This is a genomic window from Halalkalibacterium halodurans (assembly GCF_005671335.1).
GTDB lineage: Bacteria > Bacillota > Bacilli > Bacillales > Bacillaceae_D > Halalkalibacterium > Halalkalibacterium halodurans.
The window spans coordinates 1,023,017-1,045,996 of the sequence record NZ_CP040441.1; the positions used below are offsets into that span (position 1 = coordinate 1,023,017).

The 22,980-nt window shown below is 45.4% G+C and carries 18 protein-coding genes, 16 tRNA genes and 3 rRNA genes; 32 read left to right on the forward strand and 5 right to left on the reverse strand.

Annotated features, from left to right (window positions below; translation table 11 throughout):
• Positions 1–12: 12 nt before the first annotated feature.
• The 3 genes from FED51_RS04980 (at position 13) to perR (ending at position 1,808) form a co-directional block, all read left to right on the forward strand.
• The gene (locus tag FED51_RS04980) at positions 13–963 is read left to right on the forward strand and encodes a D-2-hydroxyacid dehydrogenase (RefSeq protein WP_053432603.1); all 951 of its coding nucleotides are present in this window, start codon (positions 13–15) and stop codon (positions 961–963) included.
• A gap of 23 nt (positions 964–986) precedes the next feature.
• On the forward strand, positions 987–1,283 hold the full coding sequence (locus FED51_RS04985; protein ID WP_053432604.1) for a cyclic-di-AMP receptor: 297 nt from the start codon (positions 987–989) through the stop codon (positions 1,281–1,283).
• Between the two features lie 81 nt (positions 1,284–1,364).
• Positions 1,365–1,808: a peroxide-responsive transcriptional repressor PerR gene (perR, locus tag FED51_RS04990; protein WP_420810274.1), complete on the forward strand. Its 444-nt coding sequence runs from the start codon at positions 1,365–1,367 to the stop codon at positions 1,806–1,808.
• Positions 1,809–1,849: 41 nt separating this feature from the next.
• On the opposite strand, the gene FED51_RS04995 is transcribed toward perR, so the two are convergent.
• The gene (locus tag FED51_RS04995; RefSeq protein ID WP_053432605.1) at positions 1,850–2,215 is read right to left on the reverse strand and encodes a YgzB family protein; all 366 of its coding nucleotides are present in this window, start codon (positions 2,213–2,215) and stop codon (positions 1,850–1,852) included.
• A gap of 154 nt (positions 2,216–2,369) precedes the next feature.
• Here FED51_RS04995 and FED51_RS05000 point away from each other — a divergent pair, with 154 nt between their 5' ends.
• The 21 genes from FED51_RS05000 to FED51_RS05100 all read left to right on the forward strand — a co-directional run bounded on the left by FED51_RS05000 (position 2,370) and on the right by FED51_RS05100 (position 12,210).
• Positions 2,370–3,266, forward strand: coding sequence for a nucleotidyltransferase-like protein (locus tag FED51_RS05000; protein WP_138090318.1), 897 nt, complete (start codon positions 2,370–2,372; stop codon positions 3,264–3,266).
• A 248-nt stretch (positions 3,267–3,514) separates the two neighbouring features.
• Positions 3,515–5,065, forward strand: a 16S ribosomal RNA gene (locus FED51_RS05005).
• A gap of 596 nt (positions 5,066–5,661) precedes the next feature.
• Positions 5,662–8,600, forward strand: a 23S ribosomal RNA gene (locus tag FED51_RS05010).
• A gap of 408 nt (positions 8,601–9,008) precedes the next feature.
• Positions 9,009–9,124 (forward strand): 5S ribosomal RNA (gene rrf, locus FED51_RS05015).
• Together the 16S, 23S and 5S rRNA genes with 16 tRNA genes alongside form the textbook arrangement of a ribosomal RNA operon.
• A gap of 9 nt (positions 9,125–9,133) precedes the next feature.
• A tRNA-Asn gene (locus tag FED51_RS05020) sits at positions 9,134–9,208 on the forward strand.
• Between the two features lies 1 nt (position 9,209).
• Positions 9,210–9,303, forward strand: a tRNA-Ser gene (locus tag FED51_RS05025).
• Between the two features lie 13 nt (positions 9,304–9,316).
• Positions 9,317–9,388, forward strand: a tRNA-Glu gene (locus tag FED51_RS05030).
• Positions 9,389–9,422: 34 nt separating this feature from the next.
• Positions 9,423–9,498 (forward strand) — tRNA-Val (locus tag FED51_RS05035).
• 176 nt (positions 9,499–9,674) lie between these two features.
• Positions 9,675–9,751, forward strand: a tRNA-Met gene (locus FED51_RS05040).
• Between the two features lie 4 nt (positions 9,752–9,755).
• Positions 9,756–9,832, forward strand: a tRNA-Asp gene (locus FED51_RS05045).
• Positions 9,833–9,842: 10 nt separating this feature from the next.
• Positions 9,843–9,918, forward strand: a tRNA-Phe gene (locus tag FED51_RS05050).
• 5 nt (positions 9,919–9,923) lie between these two features.
• Positions 9,924–9,999: transfer RNA gene (locus FED51_RS05055), tRNA-Thr, on the forward strand.
• Positions 10,000–10,053: 54 nt separating this feature from the next.
• Positions 10,054–10,138, forward strand: a tRNA-Tyr gene (locus FED51_RS05060).
• 11 nt (positions 10,139–10,149) lie between these two features.
• Positions 10,150–10,223, forward strand: a tRNA-Trp gene (locus FED51_RS05065).
• 18 nt (positions 10,224–10,241) lie between these two features.
• A tRNA-His gene (locus FED51_RS05070) sits at positions 10,242–10,317 on the forward strand.
• Between the two features lie 13 nt (positions 10,318–10,330).
• Positions 10,331–10,405, forward strand: a tRNA-Gln gene (locus tag FED51_RS05075).
• A 4-nt stretch (positions 10,406–10,409) separates the two neighbouring features.
• Positions 10,410–10,484: transfer RNA gene (locus FED51_RS05080), tRNA-Gly, on the forward strand.
• Between the two features lie 7 nt (positions 10,485–10,491).
• A tRNA-Cys gene (locus FED51_RS05085) sits at positions 10,492–10,562 on the forward strand.
• Between the two features lie 26 nt (positions 10,563–10,588).
• Positions 10,589–10,677, forward strand: a tRNA-Leu gene (locus FED51_RS05090).
• Between the two features lie 15 nt (positions 10,678–10,692).
• Positions 10,693–10,769: transfer RNA gene (locus tag FED51_RS05095), tRNA-Arg, on the forward strand.
• Between the two features lie 223 nt (positions 10,770–10,992).
• Positions 10,993–12,210, forward strand: a complete 1,218-nt coding sequence (locus tag FED51_RS05100) for an ISL3-like element IS651 family transposase (RefSeq protein ID WP_138090320.1) — start codon at positions 10,993–10,995, stop codon at positions 12,208–12,210.
• 63 nt (positions 12,211–12,273) lie between these two features.
• Here the strand turns inward: FED51_RS05100 and FED51_RS05105 are convergent, their stop codons facing one another.
• The 4 genes from FED51_RS05105 to FED51_RS05120 are packed head-to-tail and all read right to left on the reverse strand — an operon-like array spanning position 12,274 to position 16,414.
• On the reverse strand, positions 12,274–13,029 hold the full coding sequence (locus tag FED51_RS05105) for a PHP domain-containing protein (RefSeq protein ID WP_053431897.1): 756 nt from the start codon (positions 13,027–13,029) through the stop codon (positions 12,274–12,276).
• On the reverse strand, positions 13,026–13,850 hold the full coding sequence (locus FED51_RS05110) for an energy-coupling factor transporter transmembrane component T family protein (RefSeq protein WP_053431896.1): 825 nt from the start codon (positions 13,848–13,850) through the stop codon (positions 13,026–13,028). Before FED51_RS05110 ends, FED51_RS05105 begins: the two co-directional genes overlap by 4 nt.
• Positions 13,834–15,558, reverse strand: a complete 1,725-nt coding sequence (locus FED51_RS05115) for an ABC transporter ATP-binding protein (protein WP_053431895.1) — start codon at positions 15,556–15,558, stop codon at positions 13,834–13,836. Before FED51_RS05115 ends, FED51_RS05110 begins: the two co-directional genes overlap by 17 nt.
• Positions 15,551–16,414, reverse strand: a complete 864-nt coding sequence (locus FED51_RS05120; RefSeq protein WP_053431894.1) for a DUF8171 family membrane protein — start codon at positions 16,412–16,414, stop codon at positions 15,551–15,553. Before FED51_RS05120 ends, FED51_RS05115 begins: the two co-directional genes overlap by 8 nt.
• A gap of 177 nt (positions 16,415–16,591) precedes the next feature.
• Here FED51_RS05120 and FED51_RS05125 point away from each other — a divergent pair, with 177 nt between their 5' ends.
• The 8 genes from FED51_RS05125 (at position 16,592) to FED51_RS05160 (ending at position 22,977) form a co-directional block, all read left to right on the forward strand.
• A complete protein-coding gene (locus FED51_RS05125; protein WP_233443879.1) occupies positions 16,592–17,425 on the forward strand; it encodes a MurR/RpiR family transcriptional regulator in 834 nt (277 codons plus the stop codon).
• 319 nt (positions 17,426–17,744) lie between these two features.
• Positions 17,745–18,374, forward strand: a complete 630-nt coding sequence (locus tag FED51_RS05130) for a hypothetical protein (RefSeq protein WP_053431893.1) — start codon at positions 17,745–17,747, stop codon at positions 18,372–18,374.
• Between the two features lie 258 nt (positions 18,375–18,632).
• The gene (locus tag FED51_RS05135; protein WP_053432028.1) at positions 18,633–18,989 is read left to right on the forward strand and encodes a sigma factor-like helix-turn-helix DNA-binding protein; all 357 of its coding nucleotides are present in this window, start codon (positions 18,633–18,635) and stop codon (positions 18,987–18,989) included.
• Between the two features lie 18 nt (positions 18,990–19,007).
• A complete protein-coding gene (locus FED51_RS05140) occupies positions 19,008–19,475 on the forward strand; it encodes a hypothetical protein (protein ID WP_053431892.1) in 468 nt (155 codons plus the stop codon).
• 421 nt (positions 19,476–19,896) lie between these two features.
• A complete protein-coding gene (locus FED51_RS05145) occupies positions 19,897–20,349 on the forward strand; it encodes a phage major tail protein, TP901-1 family (protein WP_053431891.1) in 453 nt (150 codons plus the stop codon).
• Positions 20,350–20,501: 152 nt separating this feature from the next.
• The gene (locus FED51_RS05150; protein ID WP_053431890.1) at positions 20,502–20,867 is read left to right on the forward strand and encodes a tail assembly chaperone; all 366 of its coding nucleotides are present in this window, start codon (positions 20,502–20,504) and stop codon (positions 20,865–20,867) included.
• Between the two features lie 23 nt (positions 20,868–20,890).
• On the forward strand, positions 20,891–21,217 hold the full coding sequence (locus FED51_RS05155; RefSeq protein WP_053431889.1) for a phage tail assembly chaperone: 327 nt from the start codon (positions 20,891–20,893) through the stop codon (positions 21,215–21,217).
• 5 nt (positions 21,218–21,222) lie between these two features.
• Positions 21,223–22,977: a phage tail protein gene (locus tag FED51_RS05160; RefSeq protein WP_053431888.1), complete on the forward strand. Its 1,755-nt coding sequence runs from the start codon at positions 21,223–21,225 to the stop codon at positions 22,975–22,977.
• The last annotated feature ends 3 nt before the right edge of the window (positions 22,978–22,980 follow it).

Below are 22,980 nucleotides of genomic sequence, written 5' to 3' on the forward strand. Positions count from 1 at the left end.
ACGGTGAAGCGAATGAACGTTGTATCTTCAGCTCGTGTTAGGCCCGAAATCCAGCAGGAGTTACTAGACGATTATCCAAATGTTCATTTTCATTTTTTTGAGCGGATGGAGATCGTTGGCTCTGCTTTGGAAGAAGCTGATGTTCTCATTACCTATGGTGAGGATGTTACAGAGGAGCATTTGCAGGCTGCGAAAAAGCTCAAATGGATTATGGTTATCTCAGCAGGGGTTGAACAGCTTCCGTTCCAAGCCATCAAAGAGAAAGGGATCATCGTGACAAATGCGAAGGGGATCCATGCAATACCGATGGCTGAATATACGTTGTCGATGATGCTGCAAGTCGCGCGAAATGCGAAGCGTCTCATTTCTTTAGAGCAAGAGCAGACGTGGGATAGACGCGTGCCGATGATTGAACTTAATGGACAAACGGTGGGAGTTCTCGGTGCTGGTGCGATCGGACAAGAAATCGCTAGACTTGCGAAGGCATTTCGAATGAAAACGATCGGTATGAATTCTACGGGGCGCACGGTTTCATCATTCGATCAAATCGTTCCACCTGCTTCTGTTGATACGCTTTTAAAGAATTCCGATTTTGTCGTTTCCGTTCTACCTTTTACGAAAAAGACAGAGGGCTTCATGACATATGAACGTTTTCAGCTAATGAAGCCTTCTGCTGTTTTCATTAACATAGGTAGAGGAAAAACGGTCAAACAAACAGAATTACTAAAAGCATTAGAGGAAAAGGCGATTTCCCATGCTGTTCTCGACGTTTTCGAAGAGGAACCGCTTGAAGAAAACCACCCATTTTGGACGATGGATTCTGTAACGGTAACGCCGCACTTGTCGGGGATCTCTCGTCAATACCAGCCGCGCGCATTCGCTATTTTTCGGGAAAATTTCGATTCGTTCTTAGCAGGGAACCCTCCTCTCATCAACCGAATAAACTTAGATGAAGGGTATTAAACTAGAGGTGAGGTGCATATATAATGAAACTGCTCATTTGTATCATTGATAATTTTTATGCAGATGAGGTTGAAAAACAGCTTCGAGACAAGGGGTATCGTATGACTAAACTCGCGAGCTCCGGAGGCTTCATGAAAAAAGGGAATACTACGTTTCTCTTCGGTTTAGAAGAAGATGACCTCCCCGCTCTTCGCTCTGCTTTGAAGGAAGCGTGCGCCGTTGTGGAAGAAAGAAAACAACGGAAAAACAAGCAAGCGCATCGATACACATCCTTTTTACTAGATGTAAAAGATACAGCACCGCTCTTTTTAACGACTTAATTGACAATAATATCGGCTTCATACTATACTATTTATAAAGATTATAATGTAAGAATGTTTTTTTTCTTGAAAGTGAGGTGCATGACGATGTCTAATCACCGTTTACAAGGTGCAATTGAAGCATTGAAAACAACGCGGGTTCGCATGACCCCTCAACGTCATGCCATTTTGGAATATTTATTTGAATCGATGACTCATCCAACAGCGGATGAGATTTATAAAGCATTGGAAGGTCGATTTCCAAACATGAGTGTTGCGACCGTTTACAACAACCTCCGTGTTTTCAAGGAAGCTGGAATCGTTAAGGAATTAACATACGGTGATTCGTCAAGCCGATTTGATTGTGTCACATCAGATCATTATCACGTTATCTGTGAAGAGTGCGGCAAAATTGTTGACTTCCATTATCCAGGACTTGATGAAGTGGAGACTCTGGCTGAACATGTGACAGGTTTCAAAGTGAGTAGTCACAGAATGGAGATCTACGGGATTTGTCCTGACTGTCAAAAGAAAAGCCAGCATTAATCGGATTTCTTTCGATTCTCATTTAAAAAGAGTTGATGATATTAGCCATCAACTCTTTTTTTGCCTTTTAGATTGTATTTTTCGTCAAATTCCTTGCCTTCTAAGCTTCGATCGAGTGTGAGCGGCTGGTCACAATGCATGCAAGCATCAACCCGACCAAGTACTTTTGTTGGTTTCCTGCATTCAGGGCATACAACGGGAATAGCGCGTGTGGAGATCATTCCGATCCAGAAGTAAACAGCAGTGCTTGCAATAATACAGAGAAAGCCTAAGATCATGGCTAACACCATGATGACCTCATGGGTGCGGAAGAAAATCCCAATGTACATGACAAGGATCCCGAGAAACACTAACGATAAAGCAAATGTTCGTATTTTATTTATTTTATTTGAATATTTAATTCCCATAGACATGTCCCTCCTAGATGACAGTATAGCATAGTAAAGAAAGGCTATGCATAAGTTAGATGCGTCTGTCTGATGAAAAAAGACAAAAAAGAAAGGATTTTTGCTGTTTTTGTCGAACTAAAGTGTTGAAGTATAGAGAGAAGGGGGAAGGGTAATGGATGATTTGGTAAGGGCACTTTATCAAGATCGAGCTGCTGAAAGTGATACATTAGCCATTCTTGTTATGGAGAGTGAACCTTCGAAAATACACGTAACTGATCGATTCAACATAACGATCCTCGTCATTAAAGATCACTATACATATAATTGGAATGTGAAGCATTATCATCTACAGGACAAAACGTGTGCTCTTTATATAATAGATGCTTATACTTTACAGCGAGCTCTATTAACAGGGAATCACCGTAGGCTTGTGGAATGGCTTGTCCATGGAAAAACAGTATTTGACCGAAATGAATTTCTCCATTCATTTAAACAAAGAATGGAGACATTTCCTATAGAAGAAAGATCAAAAAAACTTGTCCTTCACTATGCTAAGCTGTTAAGACGTTTTGAAGAGGGCAAGGTGTTATATCAGGAAGGTCATTACTTAGATGCTTACAATTTTATGATGCACGCCTTACATCATCTAGCCAGACTATCCGTAACAGAACATGGTTTTTATCCTGAAGTGACGGTATGGGAGCAAGTTCGTCAGATTGAACCTGAGACGTACAAGCTTCTTCATGAGTTAATTGTCGGTGAAGATTCGGTGGAAAAACGGGTGGAGCTCTTGTTAATTGCTTTGGAATTTGCGATCTCAGAAAAGACAGAGGTCGGTTCTTATGAATTATTAAAATTAATTGAAGAACAATCAGAGCCGATCATGATTCAAAGTTTATTAAATGATCCACGAGTGGAAGATTACCGCATCGATCTTGAACTGCTCGTCAATCATTTAGTCAACAAAAAATTAGTAACCGTCTCATTAAAACAATCAAAGGTAGCGGGGATTTATCATCGTCAATACTCAGTTAAAAGAAATGTGGAAAAAAAATTGACATCAATTTAGTAGTGTGATATATTATTAGACGTCGCAACGAGATGGAGTATTTATGGATCAGGAAAGCGAAAAAAGTTGTTGACATTGTTTGAAGTTAAGTGTTATTATTTGAAGGTCGCTGTTAAACGACTACAGTTCTTTGAAAACTGAACAAAAGCCAAGCGAAATAAAGAGATACAAGGTATCTCGTCAATTTACTTCATTATATGAAGTGTCGCAGGAAACAACATCCTGTGAAACATGAGCTTTATCAAACTTTTATGGAGAGTTTGATCCTGGCTCAGGACGAACGCTGGCGGCGTGCCTAATACATGCAAGTCGAGCGGACCAAAGGGAGCTTGCTCCTGGAGGTTAGCGGCGAACGGGTGAGTAACACGTGGGCAACCTGCCTGTAAGACTGGGATAACATCGAGAAATCGGTGCTAATACCGGATAATAAAAAGAACTGCATGGTTCTTTTTTGAAAGATGGTTTCGGCTATCACTTACAGATGGGCCCGCGGCGCATTAGCTAGTTGGTGGGGTAACGGCTCACCAAGGCGACGATGCGTAGCCGACCTGAGAGGGTGATCGGCCACACTGGGACTGAGACACGGCCCAGACTCCTACGGGAGGCAGCAGTAGGGAATCTTCCGCAATGGACGAAAGTCTGACGGAGCAACGCCGCGTGAGTGATGAAGGTTTTCGGATCGTAAAACTCTGTTGTTAGGGAAGAACAAGTGCCGTTCGAAAGGGCGGCACCTTGACGGTACCTAACGAGAAAGCCACGGCTAACTACGTGCCAGCAGCCGCGGTAATACGTAGGTGGCAAGCGTTGTCCGGAATTATTGGGCGTAAAGCGCGCGCAGGCGGTCTCTTAAGTCTGATGTGAAAGCCCCCGGCTCAACCGGGGAGGGTCATTGGAAACTGGGAGACTTGAGTACAGAAGAGGAGAGTGGAATTCCACGTGTAGCGGTGAAATGCGTAGAGATGTGGAGGAACACCAGTGGCGAAGGCGACTCTCTGGTCTGTAACTGACGCTGAGGCGCGAAAGCGTGGGGAGCAAACAGGATTAGATACCCTGGTAGTCCACGCCGTAAACGATGAGTGCTAGGTGTTAGGGGTTTCGATGCCCTTAGTGCCGAAGTTAACACATTAAGCACTCCGCCTGGGGAGTACGACCGCAAGGTTGAAACTCAAAGGAATTGACGGGGGCCCGCACAAGCAGTGGAGCATGTGGTTTAATTCGAAGCAACGCGAAGAACCTTACCAGGTCTTGACATCCTTTGACCACCCTAGAGATAGGGCTTTCCCCTTCGGGGGACAAAGTGACAGGTGGTGCATGGTTGTCGTCAGCTCGTGTCGTGAGATGTTGGGTTAAGTCCCGCAACGAGCGCAACCCTTGACCTTAGTTGCCAGCATTCAGTTGGGCACTCTAAGGTGACTGCCGGTGACAAACCGGAGGAAGGTGGGGATGACGTCAAATCATCATGCCCCTTATGACCTGGGCTACACACGTGCTACAATGGATGGTACAAAGGGTTGCGAAGCCGCGAGGTGAAGCCAATCCCAGAAAGCCATTCTCAGTTCGGATTGCAGGCTGCAACTCGCCTGCATGAAGCCGGAATTGCTAGTAATCGCGGATCAGCATGCCGCGGTGAATACGTTCCCGGGCCTTGTACACACCGCCCGTCACACCACGAGAGTTTGTAACACCCGAAGTCGGTGGGGTAACCTTTTTGGAGCCAGCCGCCTAAGGTGGGACAGATGATTGGGGTGAAGTCGTAACAAGGTAGCCGTATCGGAAGGTGCGGCTGGATCACCTCCTTTCTACGGAGTTTTTAACTCTAGTCGACCATTCGCAGATTCATCTGCGGAAGGACGCTTCGGACTTTTGTTCAGTTTTGAGAGAACTCAAAACTCTCAATTAAAATGCTTTTGCTCCTGCGATTACTCGTCGCAAGGCAGCATGAAGCGCAGACTGGCAAGTGTTGCATGATGTGATTGAAATCAGTAGCCTTGTTCAGTTTTGAAGGAATTGTTCCTTCAAAACAACTGATGAAATTTGACAACACGTCAAAATGGTTCTTTGAAAACTAGATAATGATAAATTGTAAGTGAAGATGAGCGCGATGCTCATTGGAAGCTTATATGACGCAAATCGAGTTCACCGGGTATTTAACCTACATCCTGTAGGGAGAATACTCACGAACGAGACGTCAAGAATTCCATGACGCTTTTGATGAATAACAAAGAGTCTCAAGTAGATCGAGGAAGCAAGGGTTTGAGGAATGGAGCGTATAGGAAAAGGAACCACGCTAAGGGCGTGACATCGTGTCACAACGCCTGGTACCTACATCCTGTAGGCAACATGACCGAAAATCCCGAAGCTGACAAAGAGATACGAAGAGAATCTGACGTTATTTGGTTAAGTTAGAAAGGGCGCACGGTGGATGCCTTGGCACTAGGAGCCGAAGAAGGACGCGACGAACGGCGAAACGCCTCGGGGAGCTGTAAGTAAGCTTTGATCCGGGGATATCCGAATGGGGGAACCCACCATCCGTAATGGGATGGTACCCATACCTGAATCTATAGGGTATGAGGAGGCAGACCTGGGGAACTGAAACATCTAAGTACCCAGAGGAAGAGAAAGCAAATGCGATTTCCTGAGTAGCGGCGAGCGAAACGGGAACAGCCCAAACCAAGAGGCTTGCCTCTTGGGGTTGTAGGACACTCTATACGGAGTCAGAAAGAAACGAAGTAGGTGAAGCGACCTGGAAAGGTCCGTCACAGAAGGTAACAACCCTGTAGCCGAAACTTCGTTTCCTCCAGAGTGGATCCTGAGTACGGCGGGACACGTGAAACCCCGTCGGAAGCTGGGAGGACCATCTCCCAAGGCTAAATACTCCCTAGTGACCGATAGTGAACCAGTACCGTGAGGGAAAGGTGAAAAGCACCCCGGAAGGGGAGTGAAAAAGATCCTGAAACCGTGTGCCTACAACTAGTTGGAGCCCATTAACGGGTGACAGCGTGCCTTTTGTAGAATGAACCGGCGAGTTACGATGTCGTGCAAGGTTAAGCTGAAAAAGCGGAGCCGCAGCGAAAGCGAGTCTGAATAGGGCGAAATAGTACGCCGTCGTAGACCCGAAACCGTGTGATCTACCCATGTCCAGGGTGAAGTTCAGGTAACACTGAATGGAGGCCCGAACCCACGCATGTTGAAAAATGCGGGGATGAGGTGTGGGTAGGGGTGAAATGCCAATCGAACTCGGAAATAGCTGGTTCTCCCCGAAATAGCTTTAGGGCTAGCCTCGAGGGAAGAGTCTTGGAGGTAGAGCACTGATTGGACTAGGGGTCCCCACCGGATTACCGAATTCAGTCAAACTCCGAATGCCAATGACTTATCCTCGGGAGTCAGACTGCGAGTGCTAAGATCCGTAGTCAAGAGGGAAACAGCCCAGACCATCAGCTAAGGTCCCAAAGTATACGTTAAGTGGAAAAGGATGTGGAGTTGCCCAGACAACCAGGATGTTGGCTTAGAAGCAGCCACCATTTAAAGAGTGCGTAATAGCTCACTGGTCGAGTGACTCTGCGCCGAAAATGTACCGGGGCTAAACGTATCACCGAAGCTATGGATTCGCACCGTTGGTGCGAGTGGTAGGGGAGCGTTCTACGTGCAGCGAAGTCAGACCGAGAGGACTGGTGGAGCGCGTAGAAGTGAGAATGCCGGTATGAGTAGCGAAAAGAGGGGTGAGAATCCCCTCCGTCGAAAGCCCAAGGTTTCCTGAGGAAGGCTCGTCCGCTCAGGGTTAGTCGGGACCTAAGCCGAGGCCGAAAGGCGTAGGCGATGGACAACAGGTGGAAATTCCTGTACCACCTCCTCACCGTTTGAGCAATGGGGGGACGCAGAAAGGTAGGGTAAGCGCGCTGATGGAGATGCGCGTCCAAGCAGTTAGGCTGGAAAGTAGGCAAATCCGCTTTCCGTGAAGGCTGAGCTGTGATGGCGAGGGAAATGATAGTACCGAAGTTCCTGATCCTACACTGCCAAGAAAAGCCTCTAGCGAGGTGAGAGGTGCCCGTACCGCAAACCGACACAGGTAGGCGAGAAGAGAATTCTAAGACGCTCGGGAGAACTCTCGTTAAGGAACTCGGCAAAATGACCCCGTAACTTCGGGAGAAGGGGTGCTCTGATAGGGTGCAAGCCCGAGAGAGCCGCAGTGAAAAGATCCAAGCGACTGTTTAGCAAAAACACAGGTCTCTGCGAAGCCGCAAGGCGAAGTATAGGGGCTGACACCTGCCCGGTGCTGGAAGGTTAAGAGGAGGGGTTATCCCTTCGGGAGAAGCTCTGAATTGAAGCCCCAGTAAACGGCGGCCGTAACTATAACGGTCCTAAGGTAGCGAAATTCCTTGTCGGGTAAGTTCCGACCCGCACGAATGGTGTAACGACTTGGATACTGTCTCAACGAGAGACCCGGTGAAATTATAGTACCTGTGAAGATGCAGGTTACCCGCGACAGGACGGAAAGACCCCATGGAGCTTTACTGTAGCTTGATATTGGATGTTGGTACCGTTTGTACAGGATAGGTAGGAGCCTTGGAAGCCGGAGCGCTAGCTTCGGTGGAGGCGCTGGTGGGATACTACCCTGACGGTATTGACATTCTAACCTCGAACCGTGATCCGGTTCAGGGACAGTGTCAGGTGGGCAGTTTGACTGGGGCGGTCGCCTCCTAAACAGTAACGGAGGCGCCCAAAGGTTCCCTCAGAATGGTTGGAAATCATTCGTAGAGTGCAAAGGCAAAAGGGAGCTTGACTGCGAGACCTACAAGTCGAGCAGGGACGAAAGTCGGGCTTAGTGATCCGGCGGTGCCGTATGGAAGGGCCGTCGCTCAACGGATAAAAGCTACCCTGGGGATAACAGGCTTATCTCCCCCAAGAGTTCACATCGACGGGGAGGTTTGGCACCTCGATGTCGGCTCATCGCATCCTGGGGCTGAAGTAGGTCCCAAGGGTTGGGCTGTTCGCCCATTAAAGCGGTACGCGAGCTGGGTTCAGAACGTCGTGAGACAGTTCGGTCCCTATCCGTCGCGGGCGTAGGAAATTTGAGAGGAGCTGTCCTTAGTACGAGAGGACCGGGATGGACACACCGCTGGTGTACCAGTTGTTCCGCCAGGAGCATCGCTGGGTAGCTACGTGTGGACGGGATAAGTGCTGAAAGCATCTAAGCATGAAGCCCCCCTCAAGATGAGATTTCCCATGGAGTAAATCCAGTAAGACCCCTTAGAGATGATGAGGTTGATAGGTCTGGTGTGGAAGCGTGGCGACACGTGAAGCTGACAGATACTAATCGGTCGAGGACTTATCCAAAAACAAATCAAAAGCAACGTCTCGAACTCGAGAAGCGTCCCATTATCTAGTTTTGAGAGAATCTTGTTCTCCAAAGAAGCTTCGATACAACATCGCACCATGCGACGTTAATCGGAAGCCGTGATCAAGAGATTATTCTCTTACGTCCAAAGAAAAGGGTTTCGAGAAACGAGCAGTTTTAGGAATCGAGCGACGACAGACCGGAGTGTACTCACGGTACGTGAGGATCTGGAGGAGTGAAGATGACACCAAAATGCGACGTTGATCGGAAGCCGTAACTATCTACAAAGAGGATCAAGAGATTTGCGGAAGCAAGCGAGTGACGAACTGAGCGTATATCAACATACGTGACAGGAAGGAACAAGCGTAGCTGACAAAAAAGCTCGCCGATCATCTGACGTAGAAAGGTTTGGTGGCGATAGCGAAGAGGTCACACCCGTTCCCATGCCGAACACGGTCGTTAAGCTCTTCAGCGCCGATGGTAGTTGGGGCCTTGCCCCTGCGAGAGTAGGACGCTGCCAAGCAACTAATGTTCCACAGTAGCTCAGTGGTAGAGCAATCGGCTGTTAACCGATCGGTCGTAGGTTCGAGTCCTACCTGTGGAGCCACGGAGAGCTGTCCGAGTTGGCCGAAGGAGCACGATTGGAAATCGTGTAGGCGGTGACAAACCGTCTCGAGGGTTCGAATCCCTCGCTCTCCGCCAGATAAATTACCGTGGCCCGTTGGTCAAGTGGTTAAGACACCGCCCTTTCACGGCGGTAACACGGGTTCGAATCCCGTACGGGTCATTCTTTCTTTAGGACTTTATGTCCTTTATGTATTGGAGGATTAGCTCAGCTGGGAGAGCACCTGCCTTACAAGCAGGGGGTCGGCAGTTCGATCCTGTCATCCTCCACCATTCACTCATTAAGAAAATTACTCATATACTTTATAACGACGCGGGGTGGAGCAATGAGCGAAACTTCTGCCGAGAAAGCAACGAGTAACCTCGACGCATGATGGCGTCTGTGAGAAAGCAAGAAGAGGAGAGGTCCTGCTTCTTAGAAAAAACATCATCCATATACTTTATAACGACGCGGGGTGGAGCAGTCTGGTAGCTCGTCGGGCTCATAACCCGAAGGTCGGCGGTTCAAATCCGTCCCCCGCAACCAATAAGGTCCGGTAGTTCAGTTGGTTAGAATGCCTGCCTGTCACGCAGGAGGTCGCGGGTTCGAGTCCCGTCCGGACCGCCATTATACATAAGGCTCGGTAGCTCAGTCGGTAGAGCAATGGACTGAAAATCCATGTGTCGGCGGTTCGATTCCGTCCCGAGCCACCATCTGTGCCGGTCTAGCTCAATTGGTAGAGCAACTGACTTGTAATCAGTAGGTTGGGGGTTCAAGTCCTCTGGCCGGCACCATTTTTCCATTGACGATATGATGATTTTTCGGTATCATAGATATTGTTCCTTAATGGAGGGGTAGCGAAGTGGCTAAACGCGGCGGACTGTAAATCCGCTCCCTCAGGGTTCGGCGGTTCGAATCCGTCCCCCTCCACCATTTATTTTCATAGGGGCATAGTTTAACGGTAGAACAGAGGTCTCCAAAACCTCCGGTGTGGGTTCGATTCCTACTGCCCCTGCCAATTTATCATTTCAGTGTGGCGACTGTGGCGAAGTGGTTAACGCACCGGATTGTGGCTCCGGCACTCGTGGGTTCGATTCCCATCAGTCGCCCCATTAGTTTTGATATTGGGCTATAGCCAAGCGGTAAGGCAACGGACTTTGACTCCGTGATGCGCTGGTTCGAATCCAGCTAGCCCAGCCAATAAGCGGAAGTAGTTCAGTGGTAGAACACCACCTTGCCAAGGTGGGGGTCGCGGGTTCGAATCCCGTCTTCCGCTCCAAAGCTTTGGCGGCATAGCCAAGTGGTAAGGCACGGGTCTGCAAAACCCTTATCCCCGGTTCGAATCCGGGTGCCGCCTTTTTTGATCTTTCCACGTAATTCCTTGCCGGGGTGGTGGAATTGGCAGACACACAGGACTTAAAATCCTGCGGTAGGTGACTACCGTGCCGGTTCGAGTCCGGCCCTCGGCACCATTTTAGACAAGCTTTGCGCCCGTAGCTCAATTGGATAGAGCGTTTGACTACGGATCAAAAGGTTAGGGGTTCGACTCCTCTCGGGCGCGCCATTTCTATATATACGTACATACAAAGAGCATTGGATGATCCAATGCTCTTTTTTGGGCTCTACAATAAATGTTGGGGTTTTTGCACAAAAGAGGGCAAAAAAAGGCTCTACAATAAATGTTGTGGTTTTTGCACAAAAGAGGGCAAAAAAAATGCACGCAGGCTCCTTTATCCATTATCCTTGAATTGCCTAGAAACAAAGAAAGGATAGGAGCTGCGTGTACGATGAATTTTACCATGGATTTGCCCGGATTAAAAGGTGTGAAGGTCACAAAGATGGAGGAACGAGAGGGCTTTATCGCGCTCCATGTAGAAATGCCGCGAACGCCTCATCGTTGCCCATCCTGCGGGGAGAGAACCGAGAGAATCCATGATTACCGCATCCAAAAAGTTCAACATCTCAAGCTCTTTGAACGGTGGGTGTATCTATTCTATCGAAAGCGCCGGTACGCGTGCAGATGCGGGAAGCGGTTTGCGGAGAAAGCCTGTTTTGTAGAGCGATATCAGCGTCAGACAGTGGAATGGAATCAAGCGTTTCGCTTACGGCTCATTCAAGGGAAGAACTTTACGGACACAGCGAATCAATTCCAAACGTCCGTGACAACTGCCATGCGCCGGTTTGATCAATTGGCGGCCCCCCTCGTGAAGAAGGTGGATCACCTTCCTCCTCGGATTGCGATTGATGATTACAAAGGGGATACGAATGCGGGGAAATATCAAGTGATCATTGCGGATGCAGATACACGGAAGCCACTGGATATCTTACCGGATCGTAAAGCCGATACGCTTAAACGATATCTTCAAGAGAAGGGTCATCATGTGAAAACAGTCGTGATGGATCTAAGTTATACCTTCAAGTCGGCTGTTCAAAAGGCCTTAGGCCACCCGCTCATCATTGGGGATCCGTTCCATTTCTGTCGTTACATCTACTGGGCTCTGGAAGAGGTTCGCCGCCGAGTGCAAAAAGCGTTCCATCCGTATCATCGAAAACGATGTAAACGGATCAAACATCTGTTTCAGAAAGAGAGAGAAGGACTGGATGATAAGCAAAAGAAGAAGGTGGAGCGGTACCTAGAGCTATCCCCTGATTTAAGGGAAGCGTATGAGCTAAAAGAACATTTTCGTCAGTGGTATCAAGAAGCGAAGATGCAAGGAAGGGAAGGACGAATGAGCGAGGTGAAACAAGGGCTCTACGCCTTTTACCGAAGAGTGGAGGCGAGCCCGTTAAAGGAGTTCCACCAAGCCATTCAGACGCTGAAGAACTGGCAGACCGAGATCTTGAATAGCTTCGCGTTTGGCTTAAACAATGGTTTTATTGAAGGACTGAATAATCAAACGAAGGTGATTAAGAGAAATGCCTTTGGTTTTCGGCGTTATGATCGCTTGCGAAACCGTATTCTCTTGCATCATCAATTCAAACATCAAACATTCGGGGTAGGATAAGAGGGGCTCGCCCTCCTATGCCACCCCAACATTTGACTAAGAACCCTTTTTTGTTATTATGGACTAAACCACGATTTGACTCTTCAAAAGCTTTTTAATGGCTGAGGCTGCTTTTACTTTATCATGAAGGCACGGCGAGATCGCGAGGCGATAGGCTCCTGTTCGGATCATTCGTTTTAAATCAGCTATGGATTGAACATCCATTGTTGATTCATTGTACGTGCATCCATATTGAAAATGATGGTGTGTATCACTACCAGCGACTACCGGTAGATGCAAATGATTTGCTAGTTGTGTAATCGCATCCTTCGTTTCAGCAATTCCATTGGCATGTAAGTCTTTCCCATTTAAATCCAATGCGTCCAGTCTTTCTAGCAAATCTTCACTCAAATGATGAAGAGGCGTGCTCTTTCGAAAAGCGTGAGCTCCTATTTTAAGCATGTTATAAAGATCCGCTACGTTTAAAAGTTGCCTGAAGGAAATAAAAGAATCTGCCGTTTTATGCTCTTTTAAATGGTGATGAAGCTGAAGAACCGATTCACGTGTCCCCACTAGTAAAATATGGCCTGTCTCTTGAATATCGACTTCTACTCCGGGAAAAACTTTTAATCCATTTACATCGTAATAGTGATCAACATACGGAAAATGTCGATCGAATTGTTCATAAATCTCGTCAAACCTTAATGTATTAAAATGCTCAGTTAAACAAATGGCGTCCAGTCCCGCCTTTTTTGCCTCTGATGCCATCTCTTTTACGAACGCTAAATCAAAAGGCGCTTTTTTGGATAGCTTCATATGCGTATGGAAATCAATTCTCATTTTATTACTCCTTTAAAAATAATAAAAACAACCAACGTATACAATATCGAAAAGGAGAGGAAGCAGTAGTCTCGCCAGCCGAAGTGTAAGTGCTTTAGCTTAATTTTTTTCACTTTTTGTGAGGACAATGCTTCTGAATACCCCTTTGTCTCTAGCGCTTCCACGGTCGTTCGTGCTCTTTTAGCACTACTCAAAATGAGGGGATAAAACGATCTAACGGCGATTCTCATAAAGTAGATGATGGAACGAATGTAAAGAAAACCTCTTGTCTCTGGTGCTTTCCCACGCAGACGGAAAGAAAGGAAGATTTGATGATACTCCTCCATCAAATTAGGAAGCATTCGATACCCATATGAAATGGCGAATGATACATGGCCGGGCATGCCGATACTCAAAAAGCCATCGCTAAGCTTTTCCGGATCCATTGAGTTAAAGACGACAATGCTTGCTAGTGAAATGATCGCCAATTTTAACGTAAGCGTCATTAGTGGCACAATCGTCTCTAGATTTCCTCCAAAAAACCACGAGACCACGAACAAATACCCAGCTTGACTCATGAGCCCAATACCTAAAATAAAAAGAATCAACGGACTTACTTTACTATTAATCGTCATTGCCAGCATCAACAGAAACAAACTAAATAAGATAGATTCGTCATAAATAAACCATGGGGCAAAGCCAAAAAATAAATACCAAATAAACAATGTGCGTGGATCAAGCTTGGCGATAAATGTATCACCGTTTCCATAGGCCGTACGCAAAAGCTCAATTTTTAACTGTTCGACTGACAACTTATCGAGCAGTTTACGGGAATATTCCATGCGCTAAGATTTTCTCCTTTCGCTGTCTATAAGTAACGAATTCATTCACCGAATAAGTAGGGGGCATTCCAAGGCGCTGACTAAGTTGTAAAATTTGTGGCTGCTGTAAGCCCGCGCGGTTTAATAAGTACTCATCAGTAAAAACAGATTCACGTGTTCCATCATGAAGAACCGTTCCTTCATGTAAAACGATGATGCGCGTGGCCCATTCTGCGACAAGTTGCATGTCATGAGTTGCGATGATCGCCGTATCCACTTGGCCTTTTACCTGATGTAATACGTTCAGGATGTCTTTTTTTGTCGCTATGTCTAAATTGGCAGTTGGTTCGTCTAGTAACATGATCGAAGGCTCCATTGCAACTCCAATAGCAAGAGAGGCGCGACGTTGCTGACCGCCACTTAGTAGTCGGCCGTCACGATTGGCTAGCTCTGTTAAGCTGAAGTCAGCAAGGAGTTGCCCCACTTTCCCTTCCCATGCTTCTCGCTTTCTTGCTTTTAGAAAAAAGCTAATGTCTTTTTTGATTGAATCTTCAATAAACATATCTTCTGGGTTTTGATAAATGTACGCGACTACATCGGCTAGCTGTTCAGGTGCAATCTTTTTTGTGTCGTGATGGAGAACTTGTACGCTCCCACTGTCTGGTTTGCTTAACCCGGTTATTAACCGAAGTAATGAAGATTTTCCAGCACCGTTATTGCCAACAAGAGCTATGTTTTCACCTTTATAGATGGATAAAGAGAGATTTTGTAAAACTTGCTTGCGCTGTCTCGTTAATGTTTTATAGGAAAAGCTCACATCGTTGAAGGAAATAAGAAGTTCTTCTTTAGGAGCATCTTCGATATTCGAGCATGAACGATGTTTCCGCAGCTTTTCATCTGAGAAAAATGAAGCAGCTTCATCAAGAGTGATCGGCCATCTCCATTTTTTTTCATAATGGCCTAGCTTGTATGCTGCTTCAGTGACTTGAGGTGGATAAATGTGTCTAGTTAGCAATTCATCTACTTCTTGTAGAGCTTCGTCGGTTTGTTTTTTCCAAAGAACTTGCCCGCCATCCATCAACACGACTTGGTCACAATAGTCAGCAATAAACTCGGTATGGTGTTCAATGACGATAATCGTTTTTTCATGATCCTTGTTTAATGAGTGCAACAAGCGGTAAAACTCTCGGGCGTGTTCCGGATCTAATTGAGCAATGGGCTCATCGACGATAATGATGTCTGGATCCAATGAGAGTACACTTGCTAAGGCAAGCAAATGCTTTTGCCCACCACTAAGCTGCCATATGAATTCGTTTGGATCCACATGGAGACCAGCTAGATCCAATGCTTTCCTACCGCGGTCGATGTAATCTTCAAAGCCATAGTTCAAAGCAGGAAAACTGGCATCATCAAGGACGGTCGGACGGACGAGCTGGTTTTCAAAATCTTGATAGACATAACCGACATGGCGCGATAAAGTTGCAACTTTACCGGTTGTCGTTTGGATACCGTTAACGGTCACAGTTCCTTCAAAATCACCAACGTAATAGTGGGGAATGAGTCCATTCATTAGCTTGCACAATGTTGATTTTCCGCTACCATTGCTACCGAGGATGGCGACAAATGAGCCCCTTTCCACTGCGAGGGACACGTTGTTTAATACAGGCTTGTTTTCTCCTGGATACGTGAATGTTACGTCCTTAATTGCGATGATCGGTTCATTAGACATTTGCTGAATCCCTTTCGGCGTTTTTCCTTTTCTTTCGCATCATAAGCCAAATCGTTAGGATGGAAAGGAATATGGCCGCTCCGATGCTAATGAAAACATAACCATCACCTAGATCAAGGTCCCATTCAACTAAAGCAAAATCCGCTTCGGCTAAAAATTCAGCTATTGCTGCTATGGCTGCCAGAAGAATGAAGGTCGTAACGAGGCGTGGGGTCAGAATTTCTTTAAGAGAATAATGGACCGAACGATCTCGTGGCTTCATCCCCAATAACGGCTCGACTTTTCCATACAAACGAGGGACGAGATACAGAGTAGGCAATAGAGCAAATAAGATTCCAGAGAAAAGTACATCATTTAAAAAGGAGAAGCCTTCAATGACTACAATACTTTCCGCTAATCCTGGAACTGCTTCTAGCTCCTCAACACCAATCCAGACTTTACAAATATCAACCACCGCGCTAATAAACTGATGGATGATGACACCGAGCATTGCCGCGAATCCGACTTGGCGCTTATTCAACGGGTTGCGAACGATCGTTCCGGCTACGAACATGGCTAATGAAAAAGAAATGAATTTTTCCAACTCACCTAGCCCGCCAAATTGTCCGAGCATGATTTCCCCGAAAATCACTTCACCGAGTGACGCACCAATGGCGGCATACAATGGGTGAAAAAGGATACAGAGGGTAAGCGGGATAAAAGCGAAATACTCGACCGAAAATTCAATAGGTCCAAGGTAAAACTTTGGAATCAGCTCCGTAATCATGTTGGATAGTCCATAAAGGGACATGGACAAAATAAACACCATCATTTTTTGTGAACGGGTTAATTTGTACCTTTCTTTGAGCCGAGCCATTGCAAAAACCTCCTTAATATAAATTCACCCTTAGTCTAATGAGTATTTATTAAAGAGGTATGGGAAAACTGTAAATGTGTTGTAAAAATATCATAATTTAATTTAATGAAAAAAAACATACATTTCGAACGAGCGTATGCTATGGTAAAGGAAAACGAGCGATAAGGAGAGGAGAAAGTGAGTTCATTTCATTGGAATACGGAAGAGATGTCTCCCAATCAAGTTAAAATTGCAGATTACATTCAACGTCATACACGAGAAGTATTATTGTCAACAGAGAAGGAGATAGCGGAGGCAGTTGGTCTAAGTACAGCTTCCGTTTCACGTTTCTGGAAAAGTGTAGGTTATAAAAATTTAAAGGATTTTAAAAAGAAAATGAAAGAGAAAGTCGATATCACGCCGGCGAAAAAACTTGAAAATATGATTGATATGATCGGCGGAGATATGTGGCAAAAGGAATTTCTGACATTAGGGATAACCTACTTACAAGAGACGATAGAGCATTTTAACCTTGAAGAATTTGAAGCAGCGGTTACGCTCCTGCATCAGGCTAACTTGATTCATTTGTATTGCCCTGGTCCGACAGAAGGATTAGCTGGTCTGTTGCAGTACCGGCTCAACCGCTTCGGCTTTGCGGTGAAACCGATGAAGAGCAGCGGAAGTGAGTTACTCGAAAGCCTTTTAACGATAAAGGCGGGAGACGTCATCGTGTTGTTCGGTTTTATTCGCATGCTTCCAGAGGCGAGGGTGATCATCGACTACGCAATACAACACGATATAAAGACGATCTTAATCACCGATCAATTAGTTTCTGATTTTAATGGACAGGTTGACATTACATTGTTCGCAAGCCGAGGAGAGGTGCAGCACTTCCACTCCATGATCGCTCCAACGTTCATAATAGAGAGCCTCATCATCGCCCTCGGGAAAACAAACGAACATCAGACATTTGAACGCCTACACAAACTGTCAAATTTACGAAAACGATACGAACAACATTTACCCCGTTAATTAATTAGGGAACGACTCCTCCATTTGAGAGGAGTTTTTTATTGCTATAAAGTTGAACGGAAAACCTTATTTACTGGAAACGAATAACTTAACGTTACGTAAATAATGGGAAATCTCTTGCTAGAAGAGGAGGAATCCATTAGAATGAGAACAGATGTTCGTATAAAATAAAAATAATTTTGCGAACATGCTCAAATAATTGAAATTCACGAAGGGAGGATATATATGCGAAGGATAACAAATTATTGATAACATCTTTTCCTCAAAGGGGGAGCCGAATTCGTAATATATGATGAAGCAGAAAGAAAGGAGGAAGGCGGTGGACCCAAACGAACAATTAACCGTTCTGGCGAAAACGTATGTTGACACTAGGAGCCCAAAAACATTTGAGCAAATCTACCACATTCTGAAAGCTGATTGGCAACCGAAGTTTCCGAAGATCGCAAAATCCCTTTGGACAACCACTCATGAGGTAGAGGCTCTCTACGAAGATACTTTAATGGCTGTTCTTGAAAAGTATGACGGCAATCGTGAGTTCCTGCCGCTATTAGTCGTAAGTTTAAAAAACAGGCGGGCAGATTATTACAACAAGGTGCAGAGGCTGAGAAAACGAGAAATGTTAACACCTGGAGCATTTGAATCAACTGATAGGACTCTAGCATTGACGGACGCGGCAACGTTCGAGATCGCAGATGAGTTTAACCTTGAAGAGCATGTCATAAAAAAAGAAGAAGACCAGCGGCAACTGATCTCCTTCTTGGCTGACCCGAATCGGGTCGATGCGAAGACGACGGCAATCGTCAACGCATTTCCTAACTATGAATCCCAAACAGCTTTGGCAAGGGCACTGGGATTCGATCGTAAAACCATTAGGCAAAAATTAAAAAGCTTAGCGCAAAACTATGACGAAGAGGTCATGGGAGAATTACGCCTATACTTTTCTGCCTAATATGATAAACGCAGTGAGGTTTTTTCCTCTCTAACGTTATCACAATGTAAATGATAACAGCTCTCTAACGTGTAAACGAAATCTGCGAGAAGCCCTTAAGGTTTAGGTTAAAAAGCGTCTATATTCCAGTCCATACTAACACATTGAGAATATTTGTGCAATTGAGAGTCATTGTTTCAAAGCATAGTAGAAAACCGAGGGCAAGCAGCATCCAGAATACCTATCCACGAGAACATAGAGGGGGCTGTTACATTGAGTATGTATGACAAGGAAGCAAAAATCCGCCGTTATTCCACACGGTACCATTCGCTTGGGACCTCATTAGGGGTGCGCCGTTTGTTGCGTGATTACCATACGTTAAAAGAGCGACGATACGACGGTGATTATGTAGCATGTGATGTTTTAACAGATTTAGAAATGGCCATTTCTCTCGCATGTCTGACCACGCGGCAAAGGCAGACACTAGCGCTTATCTATATTAAGGACTTAACCCAGAAAACGGCAGCTGAACAACTTGGTCTACGCCAAGATACGATTAGCAGACATGAAAAGGCAGCGATTCAAAAGGTTGCGGCAGTTTATCAATATTGGACAGAGATCGGTGAAGGATATTAATTAAAATTGGAGGACTAAATGAAAAAAACAGAATTAAAAATGAAGATTGACACGTTATGGAGAGAAACAAAAGCAGGAAAGTTGCCACGTCATCACCGATTAAAGGCGATCGAGGGTCTGACAGAAACTTATTTTAAAACGTCAGGACAGATGCCAAGTGGAGGAGCCCTTGTTCGGCTGACGACACTATGCCTTTATGAGGAGATCACAAATGCTCACCCAGATAAAATGACACGAGAAGAGTATCCGATTATGAGCGATAACCAGTACCGTAGGAAAACAGAAGGGCGACATGTTAGACGTGGGGGAACAAACGGTAAGTTGAAACCATTAACGCGAGAGGTACCACTTTCACTCGCAGTTAACATGGCAACCGATGGAAGGGAATATCGTTACCCCTCTCGGCGCGAAAGAGATGTACAGGAGGTAATGGATATGGAGTTTTATTACCAGGGAACTCGGGAAAATCGAGAGCTTTGCCGATAAGGAGTCGCTACGAAAAAAAATAAAAACTTTTTTATAAAACGATCCATCTTTTCCGCCATTAGTTATCTTACCTTTTATGAAGGAGAGACAAAGTCACTTATTCACTGATCCTATCGTTTTTCTACATCTAAAAAACAACCTGTAAACGAACAGAATAGCAAATGATCTGTGAGTTCATTCGCAGCATGCCACAGCATTTCATAACATTCTGATAAGCCGTTCCAATCAATTGGGCGGCTTTTTACGTCGTGTTGAAAGGGGGGAGGCTTACGGGAAGCAGTTTTAGGTGTCATTGAAAAACGCTCGATCGGAAGTAGGGGCTTAGGTCTACCTGAATAAATCAAAGGAGTAGCTAGAATAAGCTGGCTACGGAAGTGAGTTTCGACACGACACTCACACAAAATAGAAGGAGGAATTATTTATGGCAATGGAATACAAAGGTGATGAGGTACTATTTGCAGTCGCAATTTCAGACGAGAATGGGGAAACGTTGGTTCGACCGTTTAACCAAACAGGTGGATCAACAAATATTTCGGCAGAAAGCATTGATTTAACGACGAAAGATAAAACAGGATCAGATTACGGCAGCGTTTCGCAAGAAGTTTCCTTGGAAGGAATTGTTACGGAAGGAGATCCTTTCGTCAATCATATTAAAAAGGCAATTCGTAACAAAGAGTTCGTCAAAATTTACGAGATTGACACGCGTACGAAAGAAGCGGAGCATGGCATGTACATGGTCTCCTCTTTTGAGCGCACGTACAGCAACGGAGAGTTTGCGACCTACTCTTTAAGTGGGACGTTAAATGGTGAAGTCTCAGAAGAAACATTGGTAGAAATCCCTGAAGGGGCTCCTGCAACTGAGGAAACTCCCTAAACAGCCCGAAGAACCAGGAGAGCCAGAGTCACCAGACCAACCGAGTGATGGAGAGCCTGGCGAGGGCGAAGGAGATGAAGAATGATGAGAAATCGGCGTCCACAAAAGGGCGCCGATTGTAATTTGAACATAATCGAAAGGATGATGAATACATGGCGACATTTGAAATGCAAGGAAAAGAATACGAGCTTAAATTAAATTTTGAAAGTGTGAAGTACTTAAACAAAGTGGTAGAGGGCGGTTCTTTAGGCTTGATCGGAAAAGCGATGATGGGAGACCTTGAAGTTTTCTCACACATTGTTCATGCCGGGCTTTTCCACCATGGAAAGAATTTTTCTTTTAAGGAAGTAGAGGCAGAAATCGAGCAGGCGATCGCAAACGAAACGTTAGATGGACAAGACGTATTTGCCATCTGCAATGAAGTCGTGACCGATAGTTTTTTCTACAAGAAGCAAGTGAACAAGCTTCTAGCAGACAATCCAGAAGCATTCGAAGCGCTGAACAAGCTCAAGTCTTAAGTGAATTAGGAGAATTAACAGAAGTGGAATGCCTGTTAGCCGATGGTTGGCGTTATTTACGTTTAACCCCTGCTGAATTTTACCGGCTGACACCGCGAGAATTTCAAATCATGATGCGGATGGAACGGGAGTATCTCCACGATGAATTGGAGCGCGCTGCGCGCATTGCCCTCATGCATGAGCAAGCGGCTCGAGCCAAAAGGCCGAAGCTATCCGATCTATACAAACGCCCAACAAACGAACAAAATGATGAAACGCTCGCGGAAAAAGCGGAAGCAGCCAACCACGCGCAAGAATGGCTCTCACAATTTACATTCGAAGCACGCGAAAAAAATAAAGAAAGGAGGTAGGATTTATGGATAGCCTTATATCTTTTGGAAAGGACCTAAAAAAATGGTCAGATAGTTTTACTGAAACGGCAAAAAAGGTCGGAGAGTTTACTAAAGTAAATGAAGATTCTCTAAAGACAATAGAAGTATACGGTCAAAAAGTGGCTGGAATAGGAGAAAGTTTATCTGAAGGGCTTAGCTCTGCTGTAAACACAGCTTCAGAGTTTGAGAAAACCCTTTCTAGTGTAGGGAAGATGATCGGATTGTCAGACGATGCACTTGGGGTATTCATGCCGAAACTGCATCCAATAATCTTAGCAATTGTTGCGATAGGAGCAGCTCTTGTTTATGCCTACAATGAATTTGAATGGTTTCGTGACATTGTCGATACAGCATGGGCGAAAATCGAAGAGACAATTACGAGTGCTACTGAAGCAATATGGGACATTCTCACCGAGATTTTCGGACAGATTATGGAGATCATTTCCCCAGTGATTGAGCTAATTAAAGAAGACTTTACAGAAGCGGGATCGGTCATTATCGATAAGTTCGGCGAGGCCTTTATGTTTGTAGCCGATCTCATCTCTGACGTTATCACGTTTATTAGTGAGGTGGTTATGACTGGCCTCACCGTAATTCAAGAGTTTTTAACGGAACATGGTGGCACGATCACAGCAATTTTGATAGGGGCTTATGAGTTTATTAAGGAAGGAATCGAATTTGTTATCAGCTTCATAGCGGATATCATTGAAATGGTTCTCGATGCGATTTCGCAATTTTGGGAAGAACATGGGCAAACGATCATGGATTTTGCAGAAGCCGCGTGGGAGACGATAAAAACAGTAGTCTCAGAAGTAATCAACACGGTGATGGAGGTTGTCAATCAAGTCCTTGATCGAATTAGTGAGCTTTGGGACGAGCATGGTGAGACGATCATGGCGATTGTAAAAGGTGCATTCGAATTTATTAAGACCATCATCGGAACCGTTATAGACGTTATTCGTGAGAGAATAAGCACTTGGCTAGAAGCTGCGAAAATCATTTTCGATACGGTATGGCCAGCTATCTCTAGCATTGTTAAGGTCGCATGGGAGCTCATTAAACTAAGCGTTAAAAATGCGATTGACTATGTGTCTGGCATAATCGATACCGTCATGAATCTTATTAAAGGTGATTGGGAAGGTGCTTGGGAATCCATTAAAAATACAGCCGAGAGAATTTGGAACAACATGGAGGCCTTCTTTGAGAGTGTCAACCTGATTGAAATTGGTAAGGACTTAATCCGCGGTCTTTGGGAAGGTATTGGTTCAATGAAGGACTGGATTCTTGGTAAAATTGGCGGCTTTATGGATAGCATCGTCAATAATTTACTATCCTTCTTCGGTATCAAATCACCTTCCCGTTTGTTCAGAGATGATATCGGCCAGTGGTTACCGAAAGGGTTAGCGGTCGGTATCGAAGGCAATCTCAATACAGTGGATAAGGCAATTACGGTCATGACCAACCTAGTCCCTTCAACGATTGACGCTCCTGCAATGGCAGCGATGGAGGTGGCCCGCCCGAATCTAAGTGGCGGATCAATTCACGGAGAGCTAGCAGTATCTGGTGGCATGACTACGTCGAATACGGAAAGCTTATTGGGACAAATTGTGGACGAATTGCGGAGGCAAAAGGATCGAATTATTGAAATGGATTCTCGTATTGTTGGCCGCTTAGTTGAGCCGCACGTGTCAGAAAGTCAAGGAAGAAAACAATATCGGACGCAAAGGTCCCCGAGATAAAAG

Bases quoted from the DNA above. Each gene is read 5' to 3' on its own strand.
- FED51_RS05140 (WP_053431892.1), top strand. From the start codon at position 19,008: ATGAAAAAAACAGAATTAAAAATGAAGATTGACACGTTATGGAGAGAA.
- FED51_RS05145 (WP_053431891.1), top strand. From the start codon at position 19,897: ATGGCAATGGAATACAAAGGTGATGAGGTACTATTTGCAGTCGCAATT.
- FED51_RS05150 (WP_053431890.1), top strand. From the start codon at position 20,502: ATGGCGACATTTGAAATGCAAGGAAAAGAATACGAGCTTAAATTAAAT.
- FED51_RS05000 (WP_138090318.1), top strand. From the start codon at position 2,370: ATGGATGATTTGGTAAGGGCACTTTATCAAGATCGAGCTGCTGAAAGT.
- FED51_RS05115 (WP_053431895.1), bottom strand. From the start codon at position 15,558: ATGTCTAATGAACCGATCATCGCAATTAAGGACGTAACATTCACGTAT.
- FED51_RS05160 (WP_053431888.1), top strand. From the start codon at position 21,223: ATGGATAGCCTTATATCTTTTGGAAAGGACCTAAAAAAATGGTCAGAT.
- FED51_RS04980 (WP_053432603.1), top strand. From the start codon at position 13: ATGAACGTTGTATCTTCAGCTCGTGTTAGGCCCGAAATCCAGCAGGAG.
- FED51_RS04995 (WP_053432605.1), bottom strand. From the start codon at position 2,215: ATGGGAATTAAATATTCAAATAAAATAAATAAAATACGAACATTTGCT.
- FED51_RS05135 (WP_053432028.1), top strand. From the start codon at position 18,633: ATGTATGACAAGGAAGCAAAAATCCGCCGTTATTCCACACGGTACCAT.
- perR (WP_420810274.1), top strand. From the start codon at position 1,365: ATGACGATGTCTAATCACCGTTTACAAGGTGCAATTGAAGCATTGAAA.
- FED51_RS04985 (WP_053432604.1), top strand. From the start codon at position 987: ATGAAACTGCTCATTTGTATCATTGATAATTTTTATGCAGATGAGGTT.
- FED51_RS05105 (WP_053431897.1), bottom strand. From the start codon at position 13,029: ATGAGAATTGATTTCCATACGCATATGAAGCTATCCAAAAAAGCGCCT.
- FED51_RS05120 (WP_053431894.1), bottom strand. From the start codon at position 16,414: ATGGCTCGGCTCAAAGAAAGGTACAAATTAACCCGTTCACAAAAAATG.
- FED51_RS05100 (WP_138090320.1), top strand. From the start codon at position 10,993: ATGAATTTTACCATGGATTTGCCCGGATTAAAAGGTGTGAAGGTCACA.
- FED51_RS05110 (WP_053431896.1), bottom strand. From the start codon at position 13,850: ATGGAATATTCCCGTAAACTGCTCGATAAGTTGTCAGTCGAACAGTTA.